The following is a 26980-nucleotide window of genomic DNA, read 5'->3' as shown; positions in this document are numbered from 1 at the left end:
GTTTGTGTCGCCCACAATGCGAGAACCCCATGCCCCAAACGCGTCCCTACAAAGTTGCACTCAACGGCTACGGCCGCATTGGTCGTTGCGTCTTGCGTGCTCTGTTCGAGCGAGGGGCGGCAGCCGGGTTTGAAATTGTCGCGATCAACGACCTGGCCGACATGGCCAGCATCGAATACCTGACGCGCTTTGACTCCACCCACGGCCGCTTTCCCGGCGAAGTGCGGGTCGAAGGCGATTGTCTGTATATCAACGGCGACTGCGTGAAAGTGTTGCGCAGCGCCACCCCCGAGGGCATCGACTGGGCGGCGCTGGGCGTCGACCTGGTGTTGGAATGCTCCGGTGCCTATCACACCCGTGCCGATGGCCAGCGTTTCCTCGACGCCGGTGCTCCGCGTGTGCTGTTTTCCCAGCCGATGGCCAGCGAGGCGGATGTCGACGCCACCATCGTCTTCGGCATCAACCAGGATTGCCTGACCGGCAATGAGCTGCTGGTGTCCAATGCCTCCTGCACCACCAACTGCAGCGTGCCGCTGTTGCGCCTGCTGGATCAGGCGATCGGCCTGGACTACGTGTCGATCACCACCATCCACTCGGCGATGAACGACCAGCCGGTGATCGACGCCTATCACCATGAAGACTTGCGCCGCACGCGCTCGGCGTTCCAGTCGGTGATTCCGGTGTCCACAGGCCTTGCCCGCGGCATTGAACGCCTGCTGCCGGAACTTGCCGGGCGAATCCAGGCCAAAGCCGTACGGGTGCCGACGGTGAACGTGTCCTGCCTGGACATCACCATGCAAACCGTCAGCGACACGGATGCGACGGAGGTCAACCGGATCCTGCGCGACGCCGCCACCAGCGGCCCGCTCAAAGGCTTGCTGGCCTACACCGAGTTGCCCCACGCCAGTTGTGATTTCAACCATGACCCGCATTCGGCGATTGTCGATGCCAGCCAGACCCGCGTTTCCGGTCCGAGGCTGGTGAACATCCTGGCCTGGTTCGACAACGAATGGGGCTTTGCCAACCGAATGCTCGACGTTGCGGAACATTATCTGCATATCGCCTCTAAACAACCTCAACAGTAATTCAGGAACTGCCACCCATGACCGTGTTGAAGATGACCGACCTCGATCTGCAAGGTAAGCGCGTACTGATTCGCGAAGACCTCAACGTCCCCGTCAAGGACGGTGTTGTCACCAGCGATGCGCGAATCCTGGCCTCGCTGCCGACCATCAAGCTGGCCCTGGAAAAAGGCGCGGCCGTGATGGTCTGCTCCCACCTGGGTCGCCCGACCGAAGGTGAGTTCTCCGCCGAAAACAGCCTCAAGCCGGTAGCCGACTACCTGAGCAAGGCCCTGGGCCGTGACGTGCCGTTGGTGGCTGACTACCTGGGCGGCGTCGACGTTAAGCCTGGCGACATCGTGCTGTTCGAAAACGTGCGCTTCAACAAAGGCGAGAAAAAGAACAGCGACGAACTGGCCCAGCAATACGCCGCCCTGTGCGACGTGTTCGTGATGGACGCTTTTGGTACCGCCCACCGTGCCGAGGGTTCGACCCACGGCGTGGCCAAGTTCGCCAAGGTGGCGGCTGCCGGCCCATTGCTGGCGGCTGAACTGGAGGCACTGGGCAAGGCCCTGGGCGCTCCGGCCCAACCGATGGCTGCCATCGTTGCCGGCTCCAAGGTGTCCACCAAGTTGGACGTGCTCAACAGCCTGAGCCAGATCTGCAACCAGTTGATCGTTGGTGGCGGCATTGCCAATACCTTCCTGGCGGCAGCAGGCCACCCGGTGGGCAAGTCCCTGTATGAGCCGGACCTGCTCGACACCGCCCGCGCCATCGCCGCCAAGGTCAGCGTGCCGTTGCCGGTGGACGTGGTGGTTGCCAAGGAGTTCGCTGAAACCGCCGAAGCCACCGTCAAGCTCATCGCCGACGTGGCCGCCGACGACATGATCCTGGACATCGGCCCGCAAACTGCAGCCAACTTTGCAGAACTGCTGAAAGCCTCCCAGACCATCCTGTGGAACGGTCCGGTCGGCGTGTTCGAGTTCGACCAGTTCGGCAACGGCACCAAAGTGCTGGCCAAGGCCATCGCAGACAGCTCGGCATTCTCCATCGCCGGCGGCGGCGACACCCTGGCGGCCATCGATAAATATGGCGTTGCCGACCAGATCTCCTACATTTCTACCGGTGGCGGTGCATTCCTCGAATTCGTCGAAGGCAAAGTCCTGCCCGCCGTGGAAGTGCTGGAAACCCGAGCCAAAGGCTAAGGCTCGTGATCCGGAAAAGGAGTATTCCCATGATCAAGTCGTTGGCAATGGTGATCGCAGCGGGCCTGTTGGCCGGCTGCGGCAGCACGCCAAGCGCAGCGCCGGCGGCAGGCAAACCTGCCACGGAGCAGAAAAAAAGCTGCTATCAGGCTGACTGGCAAGCCGAGACCATGCCGGTAATCAACAAGCGCATCGGCAACGAACGGCTGGAGAAATACGACTCCGCGCCCAACGGTCAGGAACAGGGTTGCCCTTGACGGGTCTGATCAACTAACCGACGGCATCGGCGGCCTTTGGCCCCGCTGCGAGGATTGGCAATGAAAGGCGTTTTCGCCCTGGCAGCCCTGGCCCTATTGGCCGGTTGCAGCAGCATGAACATGTTCAACAAGGCAGAGCCGGAAGGTAAGTGGACCACCTGGACCTGCGACAGCAAGGCCGAGGTCAACTGGCGCTTCGCCAACCAGGCCCGCAGTGAGGTGGATGTACGCCTCGGCGGTTCCGACCAGGTTTATCGCCTCAAACAGGATGTGGCGGCTTCGGGCGTGCTGTACAGCAACGACCAGTTGGCGTTTCACACAAAAGGTGAGGAAGGCCTGGTTTACTGGGTTGCCACCGACGATTTGATCGGGCGCGGCTGCAAGGCCCAGTAAATAGAACGCGGTCTCAACATCGATGAGACCAAAATGTGGGAGAGGCGGTGCGACGATTCGACTTGCCCCCGATAGCGGTGGATCAGCCAACAGAGTCATCACTGACAGGCTGTCATCGGGGGCAAGCCCCCCTCCCACATCAGCAATAACGATTCAGCACGCCAGGCATGCAAAGCCTGACCTGCAATAACTTGAATAGCAGCCGCCGCTACGGCAGGCTTGCACGATTAACGACCCTCGACCGGGAGAGACAACACAATGGCACTTATCAGCATGCGTCAAATGCTGGACCACGCAGCCGAGTTCGGCTACGGCGTCCCAGCCTTTAACGTCAACAACCTTGAGCAGATGCGCGCCATCATGGAAGCCGCTGACAAGACCGACTCCCCAGTGATCGTCCAGGCTTCGGCCGGTGCGCGCAAATACGCCGGTGCCCCGTTCCTGCGTCACCTGATCCTCGCCGCGATCGAGGAATTCCCACACATCCCGGTGTGCATGCACCAGGATCACGGCACCAGCCCTGACGTGTGCCAGCGCTCCATCCAGCTGGGCTTCAGCTCGGTGATGATGGACGGCTCCCTCGGCGAAGACGGCAAGACCCCGACCGACTACGAGTACAACGTACGCGTAACCCAACAAACCGTGGCCATGGCCCACGCCTGCGGCGTTTCGGTTGAAGGCGAACTGGGTTGCCTGGGTTCCCTGGAAACCGGCATGGCCGGTGAAGAAGACGGCATCGGCGCCGAAGGCGTGCTGGATCACAGCCAGATGCTGACCGACCCGGAAGAAGCTGCCGACTTCGTCAAGAAGACCCAAGTGGACGCCCTGGCGATCGCTATCGGCACCAGCCACGGCGCCTACAAGTTCACCAAGCCACCGACTGGCGACGTACTGGCCATCGACCGCATCAAGGAAATCCACAAGCGCATCCCTAACACCCACCTGGTGATGCACGGTTCTTCCTCGGTACCGCAAGAATGGCTGGCGATCATCAACCAGTACGGCGGCGACATCAAAGAAACCTACGGCGTACCGGTTGAAGAAATCGTCGAAGGCATCAAGTACGGCGTGCGCAAGGTCAACATCGACACCGACCTGCGCCTGGCGTCCACCGGCGCGATGCGTCGCCTGATGGCCACCAACCCGAGTGAGTTCGACCCGCGCAAGTTCTTCGGTGCGACTGTGACCGCGATGCGTGATGTGTGTATCGCTCGTTATGAAGCGTTCGGTACTGCCGGTAATGCTTCGAAGATCAAGCCGATCTCGTTGGAAGCGATGTACCAGCGGTATTTGAAAGGTGAGTTGAACGCTAAGGTGAACTAAGCCTGAGGCGTTAAAAAGAAGCCCGCAGCGATGCGGGCTTTTTTTTGGCCGGAAATCAGTCTTGCGCCCATCGGGCATTGCCTGCTCGAATCGAGGCCGATCCGTTCACTCGTGATCAATATCCAACTTCGCAAACGTCACCTTGGCGCCTTCCTTGCTGTCCCCGCTGTTGTCCTGCACATAAGCGCCTGCCTTGAAGTACAGCGGCTTGGCGGCCCACGCGGCACCGATACGCTCGTTCCACTCACTGTCGGCGGCGTACACGCTGAGCAGGCCGGCCTTGTTGAGGTTGATCACGTAGGTGAAGCTTTTCTCCAGCGGCACATTGGACGCGACGATGATCACGCGGCTTTCATCTTCGTCCGGGCGCATGCGCACCTTGGCGACGATGTTGCCGGTCTGGGTCTTTTCCTTGAACTGGTATTCGAGCTTGATCAGCGGTTTCTGGCTGTCATAGGCGTGGATCTGGCCGATGACGATCTTGCCGCTGGAGGGCACCTGGTTCACCGCCAATGTGGCCCGCAGGAAGTTGTCGGCTTCGGGGTAGGTCCAATTGCGCAGGCGGCCGTCGGCGTAGGTTTCGCGCAGTTCGCTGCGCGGGTACACGGCGTTTTCGGTGCGGGTGCCGGTGACGGGGGTCCAGAATTGCACGTTGCTGCCTTCGGCCTGGAAGTATTGGTCGTTGAAGCCGCTGAGCAGCCTGGGCGTGTCGATCGTCGCGGGGGGCGAGCCGACCGGAATGCTCAGGTTCCAAGTGGAGAGGTCGATCATGGCATTGGCCTTTTACAGGGGGTGAAGGCTTTGGCCCGGGGGCCTGACAGGTTCTTTATAGGCGGTGGCCGGCCAGTTGTTAAACGTTTGCTGGCAATTTATTGGCGCCAAGGGAATGCCAAAAAGCCATGTTTCCCATGAACCGTGGGCTGTAGAGGTTGACCGTTAGTCGGCTGACTGAACTTTGGCGCAATGATGGCGTCCACGTCACTTCTGATTTTCAGGATCCGGGGCTAGAGTGAGGCCTCAATGTTTGTCCGGGTTTTCTCTCAGAAGTGACCGGAGTAGACCCAAGGAAGAGACCTAGCATGGAATGCGCTCCACCTCATGGCGATGGCAGTTCGGTTCTTCTGGTGGTCGATGACTACCCGGAAAATCTGATCAGCATGCGTGCGCTTCTGCAGCGTGATGATTGGGTGGTGATCACCGCCGCGTCCGGGGTGGAAGCCCTCGAGTTGCTGCTGCAGCATGAGGTCGATCTGGTGCTGCTGGATGTGATGATGCCCGGCATGGACGGTTTCGAAGTCGCCCGCTTGATGCGCGGCAGCCAGCGCACGCGCATGACCCCGATCATTTTTCTGAGTGCCAACGCCCAATCCCCCGCCGCCGTGCTGGAAGGCTACGCCAGCGGCGCCATCGACTACCTGTTCAAGCCCTTCGACCCGCACATCCTCAAGCCCAAGGTCCAGGCGTTGCTGGAGCATCAGCGCAACCGCCGGGCCTTGCAGCGCCTGAGCCATGACCTGGAGTCCGCCCGGGCGTTCAATGCCTCGGTATTGGATAACGCCGCCGAGGGCATCCTGGTGGTGAGTGAAGAGGGCGTGATCGAATACGCCAACCCGGCGATTTCGCGCCTGCTCAATGCCACGATCCAGGAACTGCAAGGCCAGGACTTCCTGAGTTTCCTGCAAAAGCCCCATGTGCCCACTTGGCCGGATTCGCAAATGTACGCCGACTACCGCCGCGGTGAAACCTGGCGCCTGCACGATGCGCTCCTGCGCACCAGCCGTGGCCAGCAAGTGCCGGTGGCGTTGTCCTGCGCGCCGCTGCCCGCAGAGCAGAAGGCCATGGTGGTGACGGTGCTGGATATGTCCGAAGTGCGCCACCTGCACCAGCAGCTGGAATTCCAGGCCGTGACGGATCCGCTGACCGGGCTGTTGAACCGGCGTGGTTTCTACCAGGCGGTGGAAAACACCTTATCCCGCAGTGAGCGGACAGAGCAGTCCCTGGTGTTGCTGTACCTGGACCTCGACGGTTTCAAGCGGGTCAACGACTCCCTGGGCCATGATGCCGGCGACCGTGTATTGCGCTGGGTCTCGGAGCAATTGCAGGGCTGTCTGCGCTCCTACGACATTATTGGCCGCATGGGCGGCGATGAATTCACGGCGCTGCTGGAGCTGGAGTTCCCGGAGCAGGCGGCAAAGATCTCGGAAAAGCTGATCGAGCGAGTGTCGGTGTGCCAGCAGGTCGACGGTTTGGATGTCATGCTCGGCGTCAGCATCGGCATTGCCACCTTCCCGGATTGCGGCGCGGATTTGAGTGGTTTGCTGCGCGCGGCCGACATCGCCATGTACGAAGCCAAGCGCGCCGGCCGCCAGCAATATCGCTATTACGACCAGGAAATGAACGGTCGCGCCCGCTCGCGGCTGATGCTTGAAGACAGCGTGCGTACGGCGATTCAAAACAAGGATTTCACCCTGGTCTATCAGCCCCAGGTTTCGCTGGTGGATGGGCGTTTGCGCGGCGTTGAGGTGTTGTTGCGCTGGCGGCACCCCAGCGTCGGCGATGTGCCGCCGGGGCTGTTTTTACCGTTGCTGGAAGAGGCGCGGCTGATCAGTCAACTGAGCACGTGGATCTATCAGCAGATCGCCGCCCAGCGCCAGGCGTGGCAAGCCGCGTTCGACGATGAATTGGTGTTGAGCGTGAGCCTGAGCAGCAGCCAGTTCAATATGCCTAACCTGGTGAACCAACTGCAGCAGATGCTCGAGCGCTATGGGCTGGAGGGGTACCAGTTGGAGGTGGAAATCAGCGAGGACTGCCTGATGAGTAACCTGGAAGAGGCCGCCAAGCAGCTCAAGTTGCTGCGCCGTATCGGGGTGCGTATCGCCCTGGATGACTTCGGTTCGGGACAGTGTTCCCTGGCGCATTTGCGCGACCTGGCCTTCGATACACTCAAGCTTGATCCGCAATTGGTTGCGCGGCTGCCGGGCTCGGTGCGGGACGCGGCGATGGCGCGCAGCATTATCGAGCTGTGCAGGCATTTTGAGGTGGTCGTGGTGGCCGAGGGCGTGGAAACCCAGGAGCAGGCCCAGTGGCTCAAGGCCCAGGGTTGCCCGTTTATCCAGGGGCCGTGGGCGGCGCAGCCCCTGATGGCTGAAGAAGTGGTCGACTGGTCACGCGCCCGCGTGCGCTGAATTCGCTACACTGGCGCCCATCCGAATCCTGTTGCAGACCCCAATGACCGCGCTGAAATACCTCCAGGCCTACCCCGCTGCCCTCCAGGAGCAAGTGCGCCAACTGATCGCCAAGGACCAGTTGGGCGCCTACCTGGAGCAGCGTTACCCCGATCGCCATGGGGTGCAGAGCGACAAAGCCCTGTACGCCTATGCCCAGGCCTTGAAGCAGGAACACCTGCGCAACGCGCCGGCCATCGACAAAGTGCTGTTCGATAACCGCCTGGACCTGACCCACCGCGCCCTGGGCCTGCACACCACGATTTCGCGGGTGCAGGGCGGTAATCTCAAAGCCAAGAAAGAGATCCGCATTGCCTCGCTGTTCAAAGAGGCCGCGCCGCAATTCCTGCGCATGATCGTGGTTCATGAGCTGGCGCACTTCAAGGAATCGGACCACAACAAAGCGTTCTACAAACTCTGCGACTACATGATGCCCGGCTACCACCAGGTGGAATTCGACCTGCGGGTATACCTCACGTATCGCGACCTGCAGGGCAAGCCCTGACCGCACAAGGCGACCAACCATGGATGTGAGCAAGACCAAAAGCAGCTTCTACCGCCGGCTGTACGTGGCGTACCTGATCGACAGTGGGCTGGCCAGCAGCGTCCCGGCGCTGACCGATGTCACCGGCATGCCCCGGCGCACCGCGCAGGACACGATTGCGGCGCTGGCGGACCTGGATATTGTGTGTGAGTTCGAGCAGGAGGATGGGGCCCGCAACCATGCCGGGCATTATCGGATTCGCGATTGGGGCGCGATTGATCGGGGGTGGATCGAGGTGAATCTCAGCCAGATCAAGCGGGTTCTGGGTTACCCCTGAGTTCAGCGGTGGCTGGGCGGCCTCAAGCGCGCCGCATCCCGATATGCGGAATGTCATCCTCCAGGTATTCCTCACCCGCCACCACAAACCCATACCGCCCGTAATACCCCTGCAGATGGGCCTGGGCTGACAGGAAGATCGGCATCTCAGGCCAGATCTCGTCAATCTGCCTGAGGGTTTCTTCCATCATCTGGTGCCCCAGCCCGGTGCCCCGTGCAACCGGCGCCACGATTACACGGCCGATCACCACGTCGCCGCCCTGGGACTCCGGGTCCAGCAGGCGCAGGTAGGCCACCAGCTCGTCGTCTTTCCACGCCATCAGGTGGTGGGTATCGCCCGCCAGGTCTTGCCCGTCGATATCCTGGTAGACGCACTTCTGCTCGACAACGAAGACCTCGCCGCGCAAACGCAAAATGGCGTACAGCTGCTCCTTGCCCAGGTCGGTGTGATGTTTACAGACCCAATCGACTGTCATGGTGTGTTCTCACTTGAATGTCTGTTCTGGATAGTAAGCGCGACGGACGACTCTGTCTAAATCGAGTATTTTTGTGAATGAAATCAATTTGCCATCATTGAGTGCTCTCGACATCCGTTTCTTTGTGTAATCTGAGCTAATGTTAGAACCTCAGGCCCTGCCTGAGCCAAGGCCACCGCCCGCCGCCAAGGATTTTGAGCATGCCGCGATTGTCTCGTGCCGTTGCTTTGATTGGAGTGTTGTTGCTGGCGACACCTGTGTTCGCACAGCGTCTGCGCCTGGTCGCGGATGCCTGGCCACCGTTTACCGATGCCACCTTGATCAACGGTGGCCTGGCCACCGATATAGTCACCACGGCCCTGGCCCGTGCGGGCTATGCCAGCGACTTCCAACAGGTGCCCTGGGCGCGAGCGCTGATGGGGGTGGGCGATGGGCGCTATGACGTGCTGGTCAACGCCTGGTACGACGAGGCCCGTACACAATTGGGGCAGTTTTCCGGCGAATACCTGCTCAATCGCGTGCGTTTCATCAAGCGCCGTGACGATCCCATCGAGTTTCAGAACCTGGAGCAGTTGCACGACTATCCCATTGCCGTGGTGCGCGGTTATGCCTATTCGGCGGCGTTCGATGGGGATGGGCAGTTGCAGAAAGTGCCGGTGCATAACTTCGCCATGGCGGTGCGCATGCTGGCGGCGCAGCGGGTGCGGTTGACCGTGGAGGATGAGTATGTGGCGCGCTATTACCTGTCGCGCGAGTCGGCGCGGGTGCGCAATGCGGTGGAGTTTCTGCCCACGCCGCTGAGCGAAAACAGCCTGCATATTCTGGTCAGCCTGAAGAACCCCGAGCATGCGCAGATTGTGGCGAGCTTTGACCGCGAGATTGCCAGGATGAAGGCGGATGGCAGTTATGAGCGGTTGATGAAGGCCCATGGCATGTAGTGCCTGTGCGGGCCCCCGATAGCGACCTAAGCCGCGCTGGTGTCCTTGATCAAATGCGCCGCCAAGGTGCGCAACGGCCCCAATTGCCGGCATATCAACGCCAACTGCGTCTGCACCAACCGCTGCCCTTCATCAATCTCATCCGGCATCTGCTCCAGGTCCGCCGCCAAGGCCTCCTCGGCATCGCTCTGAATCGCAATCGGCTGCTTGTTAGCCAGCCCGGTGGCGATTTCGTCAATGCTCGCCGCCAGGCTATTGCCGGCGCCATCGATCAAGTGCGCGCGCACCTCGGCCGGCAGTTGGGTTTCGCGGTGTGCCCCGAGCCCCGACAGGTAGCTGAGCAAGGTGTGCGACAGCACCAGGAAGCGGAAGCCCACATCCGCTTCCTTACGGAAATGCCCAGGCTCCATCAGCATATTGGCCAGGGTGGTGGACAGCGCCGCATCGGCGTTGTGGGCATTGCGCCGGGCCAGGCGGTAGGCCAGGTCGTCGCTCTTGCCAGCGGCGTATTGCTGCATGATCTGGCGCAGGTAGATGCTGTTGCAGGTCAGGGTGTTGGCCAGCACTTTGTTCAGGCGCCGGCCTTGCCAGTCCGGGAGGAACAGGAACACCGCCAGGCCCGCGATCAGGCTGCCAAGCAGGGTATCGAACAGGCGTGGCAGGAACAGTCCGTAGCCATCGCCCACCTGGTTGAAGCAGAACAGCACCATCAGGGTGATCGCCGCCGTGGCCAGGGTGTAGCGGGTGGTGCGGTTGATAAAGAACACCAGGCCGGCGGCGATGGCGAACATCGATTGCACCAGCGGGCTTGGGAACAGGTCGAACAGCGCCCACGCCACGGTGAGGCCGATGGCTGTGCCGATGATCCGCTGGCCGAGCTTGCGCCGCGTGGCACCATAGTTCGGTTGGCAAACAAACAGCGTGGTGAGGATGATCCAGTAACCCTGGGAGGCGTGGATCGCATGCAGCATGCCGTAGCCGACGGTCAGCGCCAGGGACAGGCGCAGTGCATGGCGGAACAGCAGCGATGTCGGCGTGAGTTGGGTGCGCAGGCGCGTCCACATTTCCTTCAGGTTACGCGGGGCGCGGTCCAGCAGGTTGCTGTCGGTGGCGTCGGCCAGGGCGTCGGGGTTGCTGGCGTCGCCGAGCAGGCGGTCGAGGGTGGACAGGTTGGCCGCCAGGGCGCGCAAGGAACGCAGCAGGCCGCGCCAGGCCGGGTTGCTCTGGATGCGCAGGTGTTCCAGGGAGGCATTCAGGTCGCTGAGGGCTTCGGCGAAGCTGTCGTCATAGATGAACGGCTGGCGCAGCTGGATCGACTCGGCCAGGGCCTGGCAGGCCTTGCCTTGCTGACGCAGCAGGCGTTGGCAGCGGAACAGTACATCGCTGTGGAAAAACGCATCGGCCAGGGCGTTGTAAGGATAGTGGGACGAGCTGGCGCGTTCGTGGATGTCCTGGGCCAGGAAGTACAGCTTGAGGTAGCGACTGACCTTCGACCCCGGCCGGCCATTGCCGACACGGTGCAGGATGATTTCCTTCGCCGCATTCAGCGCCGCCACCACCCGGCCGTTTTGCTGGGCCAGTTCCAGGCGGCGGGCTTCCACGTCCAGTTGGCGAATCGGTTCGAACAACGATGATTTGAGCTTCAGGTAACGCCCCAGCTCGCGGAACAACCGCGCCAGGCTCTGCTGCACCGGCTGGTTGGAGAACAGCGCCTGCCACAGCACCGATAACGCGCCGTACCAGGCGGCGCCGGCCACCAGCAGCAACGGCTCGTGCCAGAAATCACTGACGGCGCCGCCGCGCTGGTCCACGCCGATCATGGTGTAGACCGACAGGATCAAGGTGGCCGAAGCAATCGCGCCATAGCGTTCGCCCAAGGCGCCGAGCATGGTCAGGCAGAACGTGGCCAGGGCCAGGGAGATGGCGAAAATCCAGGGGTAGGGGAACAGCAGCTCCACCGACAGCGCGGCAATGCTGAAACACACCAGCGTCACCGCCAGGGCGTTGAGGCGGCCTTGCCAACTGTCGTCGGTCTCGGCCAGGGCGCTGGCGATAATCCCCAGGAACAGCGGGATCAGCAGGGCCATTTCATCCTGATACCAGCACAGCGCCATGCTGCCGGTGAGGGCGATAAACACCCGGATGCTGTAGCTGAATTTATCCAGCGCCCACAGGCGCCGCATGGACTGCTTGAACGAGGTCGATGACATGAAGTCTGGAGTCTTCCGGGACGATGCCGCTAAATTGAGCCATCAGTGACGCCACGGCAAGGGTGGTGATCACATCTGGCAGCAAATTATTCCCAGGCATACCGTAAATCAAATGTGGGAGGGGGCTTGCTCCCGATTGCAGTGTGTCAGTCAGAACATCTATCACTGATACACCGCTATCGGGAGCAAGCCCCCTCCCACATTTTTTACTGCGTCGTGTCAAACAAACTGCGCGGCAGCGTAACCGGAAGCCCAGGCCCACTGGAAGTTAAACCCGCCCAGATGCCCGGTCACATCCAGCACTTCCCCAATAAAGTACAGGCCCGGGCTTTTCAGCGATTCCATGGTCTTGGACGAGACTTCCCGCGTATCCACCCCGCCCAAGGTCACCTCGGCCGTGCGGTAGCCCTCGGTGCCCGCCGGCACCAGTTGCCAGCTCGAGAGTTTTTGCGCGATATCGGCCACTTCAGCGTGGGTGTACTGCTTCATCGGCTTGGACGCGAACCAGGTGTCCGCCAGCAGGTTGGCCATCTTCTTGGTGAAGATTTCACCCAGCAGGGTTTTCAGCTCGCTGTTGGGGCGCTCCACCTGCTGCTGTTGCAGCCAGGTGTGGGCGTCGTGGTCGGGCAGCAGGTTGATCTCCAGCGTGTCGCCGGACTCCCAGTAGGAGGAAATCTGCAGAATCGCCGGGCCGCTGAGGCCGCGATGGGTAAACAGGAGGTTCTCGCGAAAGCTCTGGCCGTTGCAGCTGACCAGGCAATCCACCGAGGTCCCGGACAGCTCGCCACACAAGTCCTTGAGCTGGTCGGTGATGGTGAACGGCACCAGCCCGGCGCGGGTCGGCAGCAGTTCGTGGCCGAACTGCCTGGCGACTTGATAGCCAAAACCGCTGGCGCCCAGGGTCGGGATCGACAGGCCGCCGGTGGCGATCACCAGGGATTCGCAGCGCAGTTCACCCAGGGTGGTCTGCAACTGGTAGCCGCTGTCGACCTTGGCGATTTCTTCAATCGAGGTGTCCAGGTGCAGGCTCACGCCGGTCTGGATGCACTCGTCCAGCAGCATGCCGAGGATGTCACTGGATTTGTTATCGCAGAACAGCTGGCCGAGTTTCTTCTCGTGGTACGGCACACCGTGCTTGGCCACCAGCCCGATAAAGTCCCACTGGGTATAGCGGGCCAGGGCGGACTTGCAGAAGTGCGCGTTGTGCGAGAGGAAGTTGGCCGGCTCGGTGTACATATTGGTGAAATTGCAGCGGCCGCCGCCTGACATCAGGATCTTCTTGCCGGCCTTGTTCGCATGGTCGAGCAACATCACCTTGCGCCCACGCCCGGCGGCGGTCAGTGCGCACATCAAGCCTGCGGCGCCGGCGCCAATGATCACAACTTCGGTCGAGCGCACAGCAATGTCCTCACAAAAATAGGGGGCTGAAATGCAATCAAAACTGGGGGAGGGGGCTTGCTGTGGTGAGGGGGGCTTGCTCCCCGATTCAGTGGGGCTGCTTCGCAGCCCAGCGCGGGGCAAGCCCGCTCACCACAGCAAGCCCGCTCACCACAGCAAGCCCGCTCACCACAGCAAGCGCCCTCCCACATTGGATCTCCATATAGGTCGGAGACCGTGTTACAGGATCCGAACGCGCAACGAACGGCCTTTGATCTTGCCGTCGTTCAAGCGCTGCAACGCCTGCTTGGCGATGCCGCGTTCCACGGCCACGAAGGCCTGGAAGTCGAAGATCGCGATCTTGCCGACCTGGGCACCCGGGATGCCGGCTTCGCCGGTCAATGCGCCGAGGATGTCGCCCGGGCGCACCTTGTCTTTGCGCCCGGCGGCGATGCACAGGGTGCTCATCACCGGCAGCAGCGGACCACCGCTTTGCGGCTTGAGGTTGTCGAGTTGGTCCCAGTTCAGCGGCGACTTCTGCAGTTGCTCGATGGCCTGGGCGCGATGCGCTTCGGACGGCGCCACCAGGCTGATGGCGATGCCGGTCTCACCGGCACGACCGGTACGGCCCACGCGGTGGATGTGGATTTCCGAGTCGCGGGCCAGTTCGACGTTGATGACCATGTCCAGCGCGTCGATGTCCAGGCCGCGGGCGGCGACGTCGGTGGCCACCAGGACCGAAGTACTGCGGTTGGCGAACATCGCCAATACCTGGTCACGGTCGCGCTGTTCCAGGTCGCCATGCAGGCCGACGGCGGAAATGCCCTTGGCCGTCAGGTGATCGACGGTTTCCTGCACTTGCTGCTTGGTGAAGCAGAACGCCACGCAGGAGGCCGGGCGGAAATGCGCCAGTACCTTGGTCACGGCGTCCATGCGTTCTTCCGGGGAGATCTCGTAGAAACGCTGCTCGATCTGGTCGTCGGAGTGGAACGCTTCGGCTTTCACTTGCTGCGGCGCGCGCATGAATTTCGACGCCAGTTGCTTGATGCTCACCGGGTAGGTGGCCGAGAACAGCAGGGTCTGACGGCGCGGCGGGGTCTTGCTGATGATGTCTTCGATGGCGTCGTAGAAGCCCATGTCGAGCATGCGGTCGGCTTCGTCGAGGATCAGGGTGTTCAAGCCGTCCAGCACCAGCGAACCCTTGCGCAGGTGTTGCTGGATACGGCCCGGGGTGCCGACGATCACGTGGGCGCCGTGCTCCAGGGAGGCGATCTGCGGGCCGAGGGACACGCCGCCGCACAGGGTCAGGACCTTGATGTTGTCTTCGGCGCGGGCCAGGCGGCGGATTTCCTTGGCGACCTGGTCGGCCAGCTCACGGGTCGGGCACATCACCAGGGCCTGGCAGCCGAAGTAGCGCGGGTTGATCGGGTTCAGCAGGCCAATGCCGAACGCCGCGGTCTTGCCGCTGCCGGTCTTGGCCTGGGCAATCAGGTCCAGCCCCTTGAGGATCACCGGCAAGCTTTGCGCCTGGATCTGCGTCATCTCGACATAACCCAGCGAGTCGAGGTTAGCCAGCATGGCGGCGGACAGGGGCAAAGTATTAAAAGCGGTGGCGATGGTAGTCACGGGACTGGCTCTGCAAAACAAAATGTCGCGCAGTGTACCAGCCCTGTGGGAATTTCCCCGCAAGTTCTAGACGAGACGCTGGTTAATGCTCGATATGCTGTTCCGGGCTGGCCGCCCGTTTACCGTCTTTGGGCGACAATTGCAGGAAGATCGCCGCCGCCAGCATTGCCATGATGCCCACGGTGAGGAAGGTCAGCTGGAACGCGCCGAGCACCGTGCTCACGCCGTCGTTGCCCGATTCGGCGGTAAACCCGCCGAGCAATGCACCGGCACAGGCCACCCCCAGGCTCAGGGACAGTTGCGCCACCACCGACAACAGACTGTTGCCGCTGCTGGCCTGGGCGTCGTCAAGGTCGATGAGGGTGACGGTGTTCATCGCGGTAAATTGCAGCGAGTTGATCGCCCCCAGCACCGCCAGCATGGCCAGCAGCAGCGGGTAGGGCGTCTGTTCGCTGACCAGGCCCATGCTCGCCAGCATGATGCCCAGGGCCAGGGTGTTGCCGGTCAGCACCACGCGATAACCCAGGCGCTCGATCAACGGGCGCGCCACCGACTTGGCGAACATCGCCGCCGCCGCCAGGGGCAGCATGCTCATGCCGGCCTGGGACGGCGAATACCCCAGGGCCACTTGCAGCAGCAACGGCACCAGGAACGGCAAGGCACCGCTGCCCAGGCGCGCGAACAGGTTGCCGAGGATGCCCACCGCAAACGTGCGGGTCTTGAACAGCGCCGGTGAAAACAACGGGTTATCGATATGCCCGGCGCGCAGCCAGTACGCCGCCAGGCACGCCAACCCGCCGAACAGCAGCAGCATCACCCGCAGGTGGGGCAGATGCAGCTCGCCCAGACCTTCCATGGCAATGGTGATCAGCACCATCGCCGCGCCGAACAGCAGGAAACCGAGGCCATCGAAGCGCGTGCGCTCGCTGCCGCGCAGGTCGGGGATGAATTTCCACACGGCGTAGCAACCGATCATGCCCACCGGCAGGTTGATCAGGAAGATCCAGTGCCAGGTCAGGTATTGCACCATCCAGCCGCCCATGGTCGGGCCGAGCAAGGGCCCGAGCAGGCCGGGGATAGTAATGAAACCCATGATCCGCACCAGCTCGGAGCGGGGGTAGGCGCGTAGCACCACGAGCCGCCCGACCGGCAGCATCAGCGCACCGCCGAGGCCCTGGATGACCCGCGCGCCCACCAGCATGGTCAGGCTGCTGGACAGGGCGCACAGCAAGGAGCCGATGCTGAACAGCATGATCGCACCGAAGAAAATCTTCTTGGTGCCGAAGCGGTCGGCGATCCAGCCCGAGGCCGGGATCAGCAAGGCGACGGTGAGCATGTAGGCGATCACCACCCCTTGCATGCGCAGCGGGTTTTCCGCCAGGTCCCGGGCCATGGCCGGCAGCGCCGTGTTGAGAATCGTCCCATCCAGCGATTGCATGAAGAAGGCAATCGCGACCACCCAGGGGAGCCAGCGGGCGGTCTTGGCATCGAGAGGGGCACGATCTGGCATGGGGTACCTTTTTGTTAGCCGGCTATGTGTCGGCGATTATGCGCCATTCGTCGCTCCTTTTCCCACTGGCGGTTCGTCTAAGTCCGACAAGTTCGCGTGCTCTCCCACCAGGAAATCCAACAACGCCCGGTGCACCGCCAAAGCGGCCTCGCGGGACTCCAGGTCGAGTAAATGCCCAGTGTGTTCGGCCACCGCAAAGCTGCTGTGGCCCACGTACTGTTTGAACAGTCGGGCCTCGGCGGCGGGGGTGTATTCGTCCAGCGCACCATTGAGAAAGTGCACCGGGGTTTCGATCTGCCGCAGCGCCGGCAGGTAGTTGCCATCACCCAATGCCAGCACCTGGTGGATATGAAAGCGCGCCTGGCGGTACTCGGTGGTGGCCATGTTCGACAGGTGCCGATGGTTGTTGCGCTTGAGGCGTGGCGACAGGTATTTGCCGACGGTCTCGTTCAGCAGGTGGCCGACGGCGGATTTGTCATCGGCCTCGATCAGCACCCGCACGCGCTCCACATAGTCGAGCATGGCCTGGTTGAGGTTGGGCGCCAGGGCCATCACCACCGAGCTTTCGATCGACGGCGGGTTGTGCGCCAGGGTCAGCAGCGTGGAGATGCCGCCCCAGGAGGCCGAGACCAGATGGTTGACCTGGAAGCGTTCGACCAGGGCGCGCAGGATTTGCACCTCGTCATCCTTGGTCACCAGGTCGAGGTCGGTGTTGTGTTCGCGGGAATAGCCCGAGAAGGGCAGGTCAAACAACAACACATTGAAATGCTCGGCCAGGCATTTGCTGGTACGGGCGAATGAGCGTGTGGTGGACAGTGCGCCATTGACCATCAGAATGGTGTTCTTTTCCGAATCGTTTCCCAGTTGCTCAACATGAACGTTGTAGTGCTTGAACAGCTTTTCTATGACAAAACTTCCATGGTTCATGTCAACGCTCCAGCTTGCCCTTCCCGGGCAAGGTCGTGCTCTCGTGGGTGGGGTGGCGGGGTGCCACTAACCGTTATAACGAGGTTTTTCGCAGGCGACAACAGGCTGCCCGTGCAGACTGGGAGGAAGAAAATTTACGGTAGGAAGGGCTGAAACCGGGATGTCTGAAATCAGCACAGGACAAGGTGGGAGAGGGCAAGCCCGCTCCCACAGGGGGGGGTATCTACAGGGTCAGGGTCAGGCGTTTAACCAGGGCACCCGGCAACAGGTTGGACGCGGTATTGCGCTGGCTATAAGTGCTGGCCGACAGCAGCAGTTCCCGCTCGGCGGTCAGCGCTTCCAGTTGCGAACCGAGCAACTGGTAGACGCTGTCATCAAAACGCATGGTGCTGACCGGCGCCTTGATCTCGCCGTCTTCCACCCAGAACGTGGCGAAGCGCGTCATGCCGGTCAGGCGTGCGGCGGGCAGGTCGGAGTAGTTCAGGTACCACAGGTTGCTGATGTAGAGCCCGGTGCCCAGTTGCTTGAGGATCTCGGCCTGGGCCAGGTTGCCTGCCGCGATCTGCAAGGCGCTGGGGGATTCGTCGCCGCTGGCGCCGTTGGCGCTGAGGCCATATTCGGCGGCGCTGCGCGAGTTCACCAGTTGGCCGTCGGCCTGGCCGGCATTGATCAGCGTGACGTCACTGCGCGGGTAGCCTTCGCTGGAGAACGCCTGGCTCAGGGAGTCGGTGATGTGTTCTTTCACCGTCACCAGCGGGCTCAAGGACTGCTCGCCGGCATACAGCCGTTGCAACGAGCTGCCTTTGCTGGCGATGGCCTGGGCGGAAAAACCACCCCAGGTGATGATGCTGATGATTTCTTCCAGCGCCGCCGGCGCGAGGTAGGCGCGGTATTGTCCGGGCGCCAACGGGTGCAGCGGGCGGCCGAGGAATTCCAGCTGTTTACGCGCCAGTTGGAAGCGCCGGGCGAACTCGGCGCTGTCCCAGGCGTCGCCGGCGTAGCTGGCTTTTACCGCCTCGCCATTGGCGTGGAACAGGCTGAAATCGAAGTTGAAGCTATTGGCCTGATGCCAGCCAAACGCACCGTCCGAACTGGCGAAGCCCCGGCTGATCGGGCCGGCGGCATAGAAGCCGACCAGGTCGAGGCCATCGGCGGCCTGGCTGATTTCTTCCAGTACCTGGGCCAGGTCGGGCAGGGGGCGGGCCTGTTCGTTGTGGCTTTGCCAGGCGTTGTGGTTGAGCAGCAGGTACGGGTCATGGGGCAGCAGCGGCAGGGTTTCGCGCAATTGGCGCAGGCCGTCGGCGAGGCGCTGGCGATCCAGCTCGGGCTCGCCGGCCAGGGTGATGCCGAGGTCGGCATGGCGGCCATCGCTGATCAGCTTGAGGTTGAGGCTGGCCTGCTGCACGTGCCCGGCCTGACGCACCTTGGCGTGGTTGAAGCGCACGAACTCGGACGATTCTGCCGCGTAGCCCAGGTGGAATTGTTCCTTGTCGGTGATGGCCTGCTTGAGCCACTGCACCAATGCCTTGAAGGTGTTCATCAGGCATCTCCTCCAAATACGTCAACGTTGCTGAACACACAGGCCGGCGACGCATGGCCGACGCGGATCACCTGGTTGGGCTCGCCCTTGCCGCAGTTCGGCGTGCCCAGCACCTTGAAGGTGCTGGCGTCGCCCACGGCGCTGAGGTTGCGCCAGAACTGCGCGGAAATCGCCCGGTAGTTGGGGTTCTTTACCACGCCCTTGAGCTCGCCGTTTTCAATCAACTGGCCCCACTCGCAGCCGAACTGGAACTTGTTGCGTGCATCGTCGATGGACCACGAACGGTTGGTCGACATCAGGATGCCGCTTTCGATGCCGCCAATCAGTTGCGCCAGGTTCTTATCGCCGGCTTCGATATTCAGGTTGGCCATGCGGTCGATCGGCGGGCGGTTCCAGCTGCTGGCGCGGCTGTTGGCCACGCCGCCCATGCCCGAGCGGAACTGCGACAACGCCCCACCCAGGGGCTTGAGCAGCAGCCCTTCGCGGATCAGGAATTGCTTGCTGGCGGCGGTGCCGTCGTCGTCATGGCCGTAGCTGGCCAGTTGCTCGGGAATGTCCGGGTCGAACGTCACGTTCAACAGCTTGGAACCGTATTGCAGCTGGCCGAAGTCGCTGGCCTTCACAAAACTGGTGCCAGCGTAATTGCGCTCGTCGCCGAGGATGCGGTCGAGTTCCAGTGGGTGGCCGATGGACTCGTGGATCTGCAGGATCATCTGGTCGGGCATCAGCAGCAGGTCGCGCGGGCCCTGGGGCGTGTTTGGCGCCAGCAGCAGTTGCAGGGCTTCGTCGGCAATGCGCGGCGCGGCGCCCACCAGGCCGAAGCGGCTGATCACGTCAAACCCGCCTTGCTGGCCGAAGTTGCTGCCGCCGAGGGTGCGCGACTGGCTGTCGTTGCCGTCGTAGGCGGTGACGTTGACGCCGGGGAACACAAACCGCTGGGCCTGGCGCAGTTCGGCGCCGGCACTGTTGAGGTAGATCTGCTCGACGTGGGTCAGGCCGAGGCTGACTTCCCAGTTCACCAGGCGCTCGTCCTGGGGCACTGCAGAGGACTCATCGCCGAGCAGTTGGTAGCAGTCGCTCAAGGACGGGAAGGCGTGCTCGAGGTGCGGCGACAGGTAGTCGGCGATGTCGCTGGACACCGGTTGGTCGCGCAGGTCGAGCAGGGCGTGAGGTTTTATCAGGCGGGCTTGCTGTTCGGCGCGCTCGAGGGCGGCTTGCAGGCCAGGCAGGGAAATATCGTGGGTCGCGGCGTAGGTTTCCACACCGTTCAAACGCACGGTGAGCATGGCGCCTTCGTCGTGGTTCAGGTGCGGCGGTTCGGCGACGTTCTTGCGCACCGACAGGTACTGGCCGGACTCGCGCACGTAACGCAGGGAGAAAAATTCGGCGGTGGTGCGCAGGGCACTGAAGTGCTGCTTGAGTGTGGCGTGGTGGTCGAACATGGGGCCTTCCTTGTGGGCGGCTCAGCGCGGGCAGGCACACAGAGTAGGCCTGGGCTGGGGAGCGATCAAGGAGAGGTGATTCTTTGTGGCAAGTGCCCCTGTGGCGAGCGGGCTTGCCCCGCATTGGCTGCGCAGCGGCCCCAAAAATATTGGGAGCGCTGCGCACTCCAGCGCGGGTGTAAGCCCGCTCACCACCGGGTTTAGCGTTATTGCGCCAATGGCCCCACTTCACGCAACGGCTTGCCACGCACCGGCGCGTCGCCGGCCACGTAGTAGTCGGCAGTGCTGCGCGGCAGCGGCTGGCGGCCACGGATCTTGTCGGCGATTTTTTCGGCGATCATGATCGTCGGCGCGTTCAGGTTGCCGGTGGTGATGATCGGCATGATCGACGCATCGACTACGCGCAGGCCCTGCATGCCATGCACGCGGCCTTCGCCATCGACCACGGCCATCTCGTCGTCGCCCATCTTGCATGAGCAGGACGGGTGGAACGCGGTTTCGGCGTGCTCGCGGATGAACTTGTCCAACTGCTCATCGGTTTGCACCTCGATACCCGGGCTGATTTCGCGGCCACGGTACGGGTCCAGTGCCGGCTGCTGCATGATTTCGCGGGTCAGGCGGATGCCGTCGCGGAATTCCTGCCAGTCCTGCTCGGTGGCCATGTAGTTGAAGAGGATGCTCGGGTAGTCCCGTGGGTTCTTCGACTTCAGTTGCACGCGACCACGGCTCGGCGAGCGCATGGAGCCCATGTGCGCCTGGAAACCGTGCTCTTTCACACCGTTGCTGCCGTTGTAGTTAATCGCGACCGGCAGGAAGTGGTACTGGATGTTCGGCCATTCGAATTCTTCACGGGTACGGATGAAACCGCCCGCTTCGAACTGGTTGCTGGCGCCGATGCCGGTGCCGTTGAACAGCCACTCGGCACCGATGGCCGGCTGGTTGTACCAGAGCAGCGACGGGTACAGCGACACCGGCTGGGTGCACGCATATTGCAGGTACAGCTCAAGGTGGTCCTGCAGGTTTTCGCCGACGCCAGGCAGGTCGTGGACCACCGGGATGTCGAGGCTTTCCAGCAGCTTGGCCGGGCCGACGCCGGAGCGTTGCAGCAGTTGCGGCGAAGCGATTGCGCCGCTGCACACCAGCACTTCTTTACGCGCACGGGCTTCAACGCGCTCTTCGGCGGCACCGATCAGGTAACGCACGCCAACGGCACGCTTGCCTTCGAACAACACCTTGTCGGTGAGGGCGTGGGTGACGATGGTCAGAGTCGAACGCTTCTTGGCCGTGTCCAGGTAACCGCGCGCGGTGCTGGCGCGACGGCCGTTAGGCGTGACGGTGCGGTCCATCGGGCCGAAGCCTTCCTGCTGGTAGCCGTTCAAGTCCTCGGTGCGCGGGTAACCGGCCTGCACGCCTGCTTCAACCATGGCGTGGAACAGCGGGTTGTTGCCGGCTTTAGGTGTGGTCACGCTGACCGGGCCATCGCCGCCGTGCCAGTCGTTGGGGCCGATGTCGCGGGTTTCGGCCTTGCGGAAATACGGCAGGCAGTCGAGGTAGCTCCAGTCTTCCAGGCCCGGCAGCTTCGACCAGTTGTCGTAGTCCATGGCGTTGCCACGGATGTAGCACATGCCGTTGATCAGCGAAGAGCCACCCAGGCCCTTGCCGCGTCCGCATTCCATCCGGCGGCCGTCCATGTGTGGCTCCGGATCGGTCTCGTACGCCCAGTTGTAGCGGCGGCCTTGCAGCGGGAAGGCCAGGGCGGCGGGCATCTGGGTGCGGAAATCGAGGCGGTAGTCGGGGCCGCCGGCTTCCAGCAGCAGGACGGTGACGCCTTCGTCTTCGGTCAGGCGGGTCGCCAGGGTGTTACCGGCGGAGCCGGCACCCACAATGATGTAGTCGTATTCTTGGGACATAAATGCACCCTCTTAAAAGTTTGGCCGCCCGTAGCAGCTGCCGAGGAACGAGGCTGCGTTGGGCTGCGTAGCAGACCCCAAGATCGCTACGCAGCCTCGCTTGCGCTCGTCAGCTGCTACGGCGGACCTTGGGATCGATACGCGCTGAGTTGAGTGGGGTTGCTTAGAACACCGAGGCGTAGTCGCCCAGCTCAACCTGTACCGATTTGATGCGGGTGAAGTTGTTCAGCGAGCTGATGCCGTTTTCACGGCCCACACCGGATTGCTTGTAGCCACCCACCGGCATTTTCGCGTCGGATTCGCCCCAGGCGTTGATCCAGCAGATGCCCGCTTCCAGCTGGTGAATCACGCGGTGGGCGCGGTTCAGGTCCTTGGTCACAAGGCCCGCAGCCAGGCCGAAGTCGGTGTCGTTGGCGCGGCGGATCACTTCTTCTTCGGTTTCGTAGGTGAGGATGCTCATCACCGGGCCGAAGATTTCTTCACGGACGATGGTCATCTCGTCGGTGCAGTCGGTGAACACGGTCGGGGCCACAAAAGCGCCTTTGGCCAGGTCGCCGTCGGTCAGGCGGTCGCCGCCGCACAGCACGCGGGCGCCTTCTTCCTTGCCTTTGGCGATGTAGCCCAGCACGCTTTCCATGTGGGCGAAGCTGACCAGCGGACCGAAATTGGTGTTGGCGTCCTGGGGGTCGCCAACGCGGATGCGCGCAACACGCTCAACGATCTTGGCTTCGAATGCCTCTTGCAGGTGCTTGGGCACGAACACGCGGGTGCCGTTGGTGCAGACCTGGCCGGAGCTGTAGAAGTTGGCCATCATCGCGATGTCGGCCGCACGATCCAGGTCGGCGTCTTCGAACACGATCAGCGGCGACTTGCCGCCCAGTTCCATGGTCACTTCCTTGAGCGACGAGCTCGAAGCGCTGGCCATGACTTTCTTGCCGGTGTCGGTGCCGCCGGTGAACGAGACTTTCTCGATGCGCGGGTGCTCGGTCAGCCAGGTGCCGACTTCACGGCCGCTGCCGGTCAAGACGTTGAACACGCCTGCTGGAACGCCGGCTTCGGTGTAGATCTCGGCCAGTTTCAGGGTGGTCAGCGAGGTGACTTCGCTTGGCTTGAAGATCATCGCGTTACCGGCGGCCAGGGCCGGTGCGGATTTCCACAGGGCGATCTGGATCGGGTAGTTCCAGGCGCCGATACCGGCGACCACGCCCAGGGGCTCGCGGCGGGTGTAGACGAACGAGGTGTCGCGCAGAGGGATCTGCTCGCCTTCGATGGCCGGTACCAGGCCTGCGTAGTATTCCAGCACGTCGGCGCCGGTGACGATGTCGACGTACTGGGTTTCGGAGAAGGCTTTACCGGTGTCCAGGGTTTCCAGGGCGGCCAGTTCGTCGTTGCGCTCGCGCAGGATGTCGACGGCACGACGCAGGATGCGCGAACGCTCCATGGCGGTCATGGCGGCCCAGATTTTCTGGCCTTTTTCCGCGCTGACCACGGCACGTTCAACGTCGTCGAACGTTGCGCGTTGCACTTGGGCGAGAACTTCACCGTTAGCCGGGTTGATGGCGTCGAAGGTGGCATCGCTGCCAGCGTCGCTGTAGCCGCCGTCAATGTAGAGTTTTTGCAGGTCGAAACGGGCCATAAAGTCCTCGCAAGTGCATAAGTGGTTGGCGTTACCCGCCGCAAAGTGGGCCATGAGGGTGTGGCAACACTGGGCGGCGGACGTTCAGGGGTTGAGCGTTTATAAGGGCTCTAACTCACCTGCTTGGCCAATTGGAAATCCATGTATTCGTAAGCGATCCGTTGCGCCTGCGCCGTGTCGAAAGCGTCTCCCGACAGGGCACCGCGCAACCACAAACCGTCGATCAGGGCCGCCAGGCCTCTGGCTGCTTTGCGTGCGTGCGGCAGCGGCAGCACTCGGCGGAACTGGCAGCACAGGTTGGAATACAGACGTTGATCGTTGATCCGCTGCAACCTGTGCAATGACGGGTGATGCATGCTGGTGGCCCAGAAGGCCAGCCAGGTTTTCATTGCCGGGCCATTGACCTGGCTGGCGTCGAAGTTGCCCTCGATGATCACCCGAAGGTGCGCCCGTGGGCTGTCGTCCTTCAGCGCAAGCCTGCGTTCGTGGACGTTCTCGATCAGCACGTTCATCAGGTAGCGCATCGTCGCGGCGATCAGGCCGTTCTTGTCCTGAAAGTAGTGACTGATGATGCCGTTCGAGACCCCGGCCAAACGGGCGATCAGCGCGATGCTGGCATCTCCCATTCCGACCTGGTCGATGGCCGTCAATGTGGCTTCGATCAACTGTTGGCGGCGTATGGGTTGCATACCGACCTTGGGCATGTAGCACCTCTCCTTAGGCCTGCCGACGGGCGATGAACGTTCGTCGACTTGAAGGCCAGTCTATTTTGTTTTGATTGAACGTTCAATCAACAAAGAATAAGCTCTGCGACAAATGGTCGCTGCCTACAGGTATTTCCTACGTGAAGGCCGCGACATCCGGCACCTGCAAAAACCTTTGAAACAGGCGGTATCAAGGCCTGCCCACTGCCTGGTGGGGCTCAAGGATTTTCGGGGTGTCTTTATAACACCCGTCCGTCGACTGCCGAAAAATCGATAGGCCGGGATAACCGTTGCCTTGTGTTTCTCTCTCGCACTGCCTGGAGCATCTGCGCCATGAGTTCTGCCTCTCTTATAAAGACCCCGCCGGAAAAGGTCCGGGTCAACGGTTGGGTGTTCTACACCTCCACCGCGCTGATTCTGTTGTTGACCGCCATTCTGATCATCGCCCCGCAGGAGGCCGGGCGCATGCTCGGCGTAGCCCAGGCCTGGCTTTCCAAAAGCTTCGGCTGGTACTACATGGTGGTCATCGCCGCTTACCTGGTGTTTGTGGTCGGCCTGGCGTTTTCGTCCTACGGCAAGTTGAAACTGGGCAGCAAGGACGACACCCCGGACTTCAGCTACGGCGCCTGGGCCGGCATGTTGTTCTCGTCGGGTATCGGCATCTCGCTGCTGTACTTCGGTGCCTCCGAGCCGCTGGATCACTACTTCAACCCGCCCGAAGGCGCCGCTGCCAGCAATGGCGCGGCACGCCAGGCGTTGCAGTTGACCTTCCTGCACTGGGGCCTGCATGGCTGGGCGATCTATGCGCTGGTCGGCCTGGCGGTGGCGTACTTCGCCTACCGGCATAACCAGCCGCTGGCCTTGCGTTCGGCGCTGTACCCGCTGGTGGGTGAGCGTTGGGTGAAGGGCGCGGCCGGTCACGCGGTGGATGGTTTCGGCATGTTCGTAACCCTGTTGGGCCTGGTGACCAACCTGGGCATCGGTTCGATGCAGGTGTCGTCCGGCCTGGAAAACCTGTTCGGCATGGCGCACAGCAACACCAACCTGCTGATCGTGATCATCGTGATGAGCACCGTGGCGACCATCGCCGCCGTGTCGGGCGTGGAGAACGGCATCCGCCGCCTGTCCAACCTCAATATCGTGCTGTTCAGCGGCTTGCTGATCTTCGTGCTGCTGTTCGGCCCGACCCTGCACCTGCTCAACGGCCTGGTGCAGAACACCGGCGACTACCTCAACGGCATCGTGCTGAAAACCTTCGACCTCTATGTGTACGAAGGCGACGGTGACAAGACCGAACGCTGGATGGGCCTGTGGACCCTGTTCTACTGGGCCTGGTGGATTTCCTGGGCACCGTTCGTGGGCATGTTCATCGCGCGGATTTCCCGTGGCCGCACGGTGCGTGAACTGGTGGCCGGCGTGTTGCTGATTCCCCTGGGCTTTACCCTGGCGTGGCTGTCGATCTTCGGTAACTCGGCGCTGGACCTGGTGTTGAACCATGGTGCGGTGGAGTTGGGCAAGACGGCGCTGGAACAACCGTCCATGGCCATCTACCAACTGCTGGAGCATTACCCGGCGTCGAAAATCGTCATCGGCGTGTCGATCTTCGTGGGCTTTGTGCTGTTCCTGACCCCGGCGGATTCCGGTGCGGTGATGATGGCCAACCTTTCCTGCAAAGGCGGCAATGTGGATGAAGATGCGCCGCACTGGCTGCGCATCTTCTGGTCGGCGGTGATCACCCTGGTGACCATCGGCCTGCTGTTTGCCGGCAACTTCGAAGCCATGCAAACCATGGTGGTGCTGGCGGGGCTGCCGTTCTCGGTGGTGCTGATTTTCTTTATGTTCGGTTTGCACAAGGCGATGCGCCAGGACGTGGCGATCGAACAGGAGCAGGCGCAACTGGCTGAACGCGGGCGTCGTGGCTTCAGCGAGCGCTTGACGGCACTCGACCTGCAACCGAGCCAGGGCACTGTGCAGCGCTTTATGGACAAGCACGTCACGCCGGCGCTGGAAGAGGCGGCGGTCGCGTTGCGTGAGCAAGGGTTGGAAGTGCAGACGCTGTTGGGCAAGTCCAAGCGCTGCATCGGTGTGCGCATCGAGATGGAAGAGGGCAACCCCTTCGTTTATGAAGTGAGCCTGGATGCTTACTCGTCGGCACCGAGCGACCTGCCCGAAGAAGAACGCACCCGCTATTACCGGGCCGAGGTGTACCTGCACAACGGGCCTCAGGAATACGACCTGATGGGCTTCGCCCAGGAACAGATCACCCGGGACGTGCTCGATCAGTTTGAAAGCCATCGGCAGCTCCTTGGCCGTGTCTATAGCTGATGCGTTGAAAGCCCGGTGGTGTCACTGACATCACTGGGGCAAAAAATGTGGGGGGCAAGCCCCCTCCCACATGTTT

22 protein-coding genes are annotated in these 26980 nt (G+C 62.2%); 10 read left to right on the top strand and 12 right to left on the bottom strand.

What is annotated here, in order from left to right:
- The first annotated feature begins 29 nt into the window (after positions 1–29).
- The 5 genes from epd (at position 30) to fba (ending at position 4239) form a co-directional block, all read left to right on the top strand.
- Positions 30–1085, top strand: coding sequence for an erythrose-4-phosphate dehydrogenase (gene epd, locus F6S08_RS29955; protein WP_315872698.1), 1056 nt, complete (start codon positions 30–32; stop codon positions 1083–1085).
- A gap of 17 nt (positions 1086–1102) precedes the next feature.
- A complete protein-coding gene (locus F6S08_RS29950; RefSeq protein WP_027606038.1) occupies positions 1103–2266 on the top strand; it encodes a phosphoglycerate kinase in 1164 nt (387 codons plus the stop codon).
- Positions 2267–2295: 29 nt separating this feature from the next.
- Positions 2296–2523 carry a hypothetical protein gene (locus F6S08_RS29945; protein WP_027606037.1) on the top strand — a complete coding sequence of 76 codons (228 nt, stop codon included), beginning with the start codon at positions 2296–2298 and terminating at the stop codon, positions 2521–2523.
- Between the two features lie 60 nt (positions 2524–2583).
- Complete coding sequence (locus F6S08_RS29940; RefSeq protein ID WP_027606036.1) at positions 2584–2916, top strand: MliC family protein; 333 nt, start codon at positions 2584–2586, stop codon at positions 2914–2916.
- Between the two features lie 258 nt (positions 2917–3174).
- Complete coding sequence (fba, locus tag F6S08_RS29935) at positions 3175–4239, top strand: class II fructose-bisphosphate aldolase (RefSeq protein ID WP_003177554.1); 1065 nt, start codon at positions 3175–3177, stop codon at positions 4237–4239.
- A 105-nt stretch (positions 4240–4344) separates the two neighbouring features.
- Here the strand turns inward: fba and F6S08_RS29930 are convergent, their stop codons facing one another.
- A complete protein-coding gene (locus tag F6S08_RS29930) occupies positions 4345–5010 on the bottom strand; it encodes a polysaccharide lyase family 7 protein (RefSeq protein WP_065925486.1) in 666 nt (221 codons plus the stop codon).
- A 308-nt stretch (positions 5011–5318) separates the two neighbouring features.
- On the opposite strand from F6S08_RS29930, the gene F6S08_RS29925 reads away from it, so the two are divergent.
- Genes F6S08_RS29925 through F6S08_RS29915 form a run of 3 tightly spaced genes read left to right on the top strand, consistent with a single transcriptional unit; the run spans position 5319 to position 8284 of the window.
- Positions 5319–7424: a putative bifunctional diguanylate cyclase/phosphodiesterase gene (locus F6S08_RS29925; RefSeq protein ID WP_065925485.1), complete on the top strand. Its 2106-nt coding sequence runs from the start codon at positions 5319–5321 to the stop codon at positions 7422–7424.
- A 43-nt stretch (positions 7425–7467) separates the two neighbouring features.
- Complete coding sequence (locus tag F6S08_RS29920) at positions 7468–7968, top strand: M48 family metallopeptidase (RefSeq protein ID WP_065925484.1); 501 nt, start codon at positions 7468–7470, stop codon at positions 7966–7968.
- Positions 7969–7987: 19 nt separating this feature from the next.
- Entirely contained in the window at positions 7988–8284 is a 297-nt protein-coding gene (locus F6S08_RS29915; RefSeq protein WP_065925483.1) for a helix-turn-helix domain-containing protein, read from the top strand.
- A gap of 22 nt (positions 8285–8306) precedes the next feature.
- Here the strand turns inward: F6S08_RS29915 and F6S08_RS29910 are convergent, their stop codons facing one another.
- Entirely contained in the window at positions 8307–8759 is a 453-nt protein-coding gene (locus F6S08_RS29910; protein ID WP_065925482.1) for a GNAT family N-acetyltransferase, read from the bottom strand.
- A gap of 200 nt (positions 8760–8959) precedes the next feature.
- On the opposite strand from F6S08_RS29910, the gene F6S08_RS29905 reads away from it, so the two are divergent.
- Entirely contained in the window at positions 8960–9697 is a 738-nt protein-coding gene (locus tag F6S08_RS29905; RefSeq protein ID WP_065947505.1) for a substrate-binding periplasmic protein, read from the top strand.
- Between the two features lie 26 nt (positions 9698–9723).
- Here F6S08_RS29905 and yccS read toward each other — a convergent pair whose 3' ends face one another.
- The 10 genes from yccS to betI all read right to left on the bottom strand — a co-directional run bounded on the left by yccS (position 9724) and on the right by betI (position 24579).
- Positions 9724–11907, bottom strand: a complete 2184-nt coding sequence (gene yccS, locus F6S08_RS29900) for a YccS family putative transporter (protein ID WP_065947504.1) — start codon at positions 11905–11907, stop codon at positions 9724–9726.
- 219 nt (positions 11908–12126) lie between these two features.
- Positions 12127–13305, bottom strand: a complete 1179-nt coding sequence (locus F6S08_RS29895) for an NAD(P)/FAD-dependent oxidoreductase (RefSeq protein ID WP_065938167.1) — start codon at positions 13303–13305, stop codon at positions 12127–12129.
- 219 nt (positions 13306–13524) lie between these two features.
- Entirely contained in the window at positions 13525–14862 is a 1338-nt protein-coding gene (gene dbpA, locus F6S08_RS29890; protein ID WP_235865629.1) for an ATP-dependent RNA helicase DbpA, read from the bottom strand.
- Between the two features lie 130 nt (positions 14863–14992).
- Positions 14993–16420 carry a multidrug transporter subunit MdtD gene (mdtD, locus tag F6S08_RS29885; RefSeq protein WP_065938168.1) on the bottom strand — a complete coding sequence of 476 codons (1428 nt, stop codon included), beginning with the start codon at positions 16418–16420 and terminating at the stop codon, positions 14993–14995.
- Between the two features lie 36 nt (positions 16421–16456).
- Complete coding sequence (locus tag F6S08_RS29880; protein WP_065925477.1) at positions 16457–17347, bottom strand: alpha/beta fold hydrolase; 891 nt, start codon at positions 17345–17347, stop codon at positions 16457–16459.
- Between the two features lie 223 nt (positions 17348–17570).
- Positions 17571–18887 (bottom strand): TldD/PmbA family protein, encoded by a 1317-nt coding sequence (locus F6S08_RS29875; RefSeq protein WP_315872697.1) that lies wholly within the window; start codon positions 18885–18887, stop codon positions 17571–17573.
- Entirely contained in the window at positions 18887–20329 is a 1443-nt protein-coding gene (locus F6S08_RS29870) for a TldD/PmbA family protein (RefSeq protein WP_315872696.1), read from the bottom strand. The genes F6S08_RS29875 and F6S08_RS29870 overlap by 1 nt, the downstream gene beginning before the upstream one ends.
- Positions 20330–20535: 206 nt before the next feature.
- Positions 20536–22239, bottom strand: a complete 1704-nt coding sequence (gene betA / locus F6S08_RS29865; protein ID WP_065925474.1) for a choline dehydrogenase — start codon at positions 22237–22239, stop codon at positions 20536–20538.
- A 163-nt stretch (positions 22240–22402) separates the two neighbouring features.
- Positions 22403–23875, bottom strand: a complete 1473-nt coding sequence (betB, locus tag F6S08_RS29860; protein ID WP_065925473.1) for a betaine-aldehyde dehydrogenase — start codon at positions 23873–23875, stop codon at positions 22403–22405.
- 110 nt (positions 23876–23985) lie between these two features.
- Positions 23986–24579, bottom strand: coding sequence for a transcriptional regulator BetI (gene betI, locus F6S08_RS29855; protein WP_053128113.1), 594 nt, complete (start codon positions 24577–24579; stop codon positions 23986–23988).
- Between the two features lie 390 nt (positions 24580–24969).
- Here betI and F6S08_RS29850 point away from each other — a divergent pair, with 390 nt between their 5' ends.
- On the top strand, positions 24970–26904 hold the full coding sequence (locus tag F6S08_RS29850; protein WP_242001078.1) for a BCCT family transporter: 1935 nt from the start codon (positions 24970–24972) through the stop codon (positions 26902–26904).
- The last annotated feature ends 76 nt before the right edge of the window (positions 26905–26980 follow it).

Origin of the sequence: Pseudomonas sp. JV449 (assembly GCF_032424295.1) — a bacterium.
In the GTDB taxonomy this organism is placed as follows: domain Bacteria; phylum Pseudomonadota; class Gammaproteobacteria; order Pseudomonadales; family Pseudomonadaceae; genus Aquipseudomonas; species Aquipseudomonas marginalis.
This window is presented reverse-complemented; position numbering and strand designations above follow the sequence as displayed.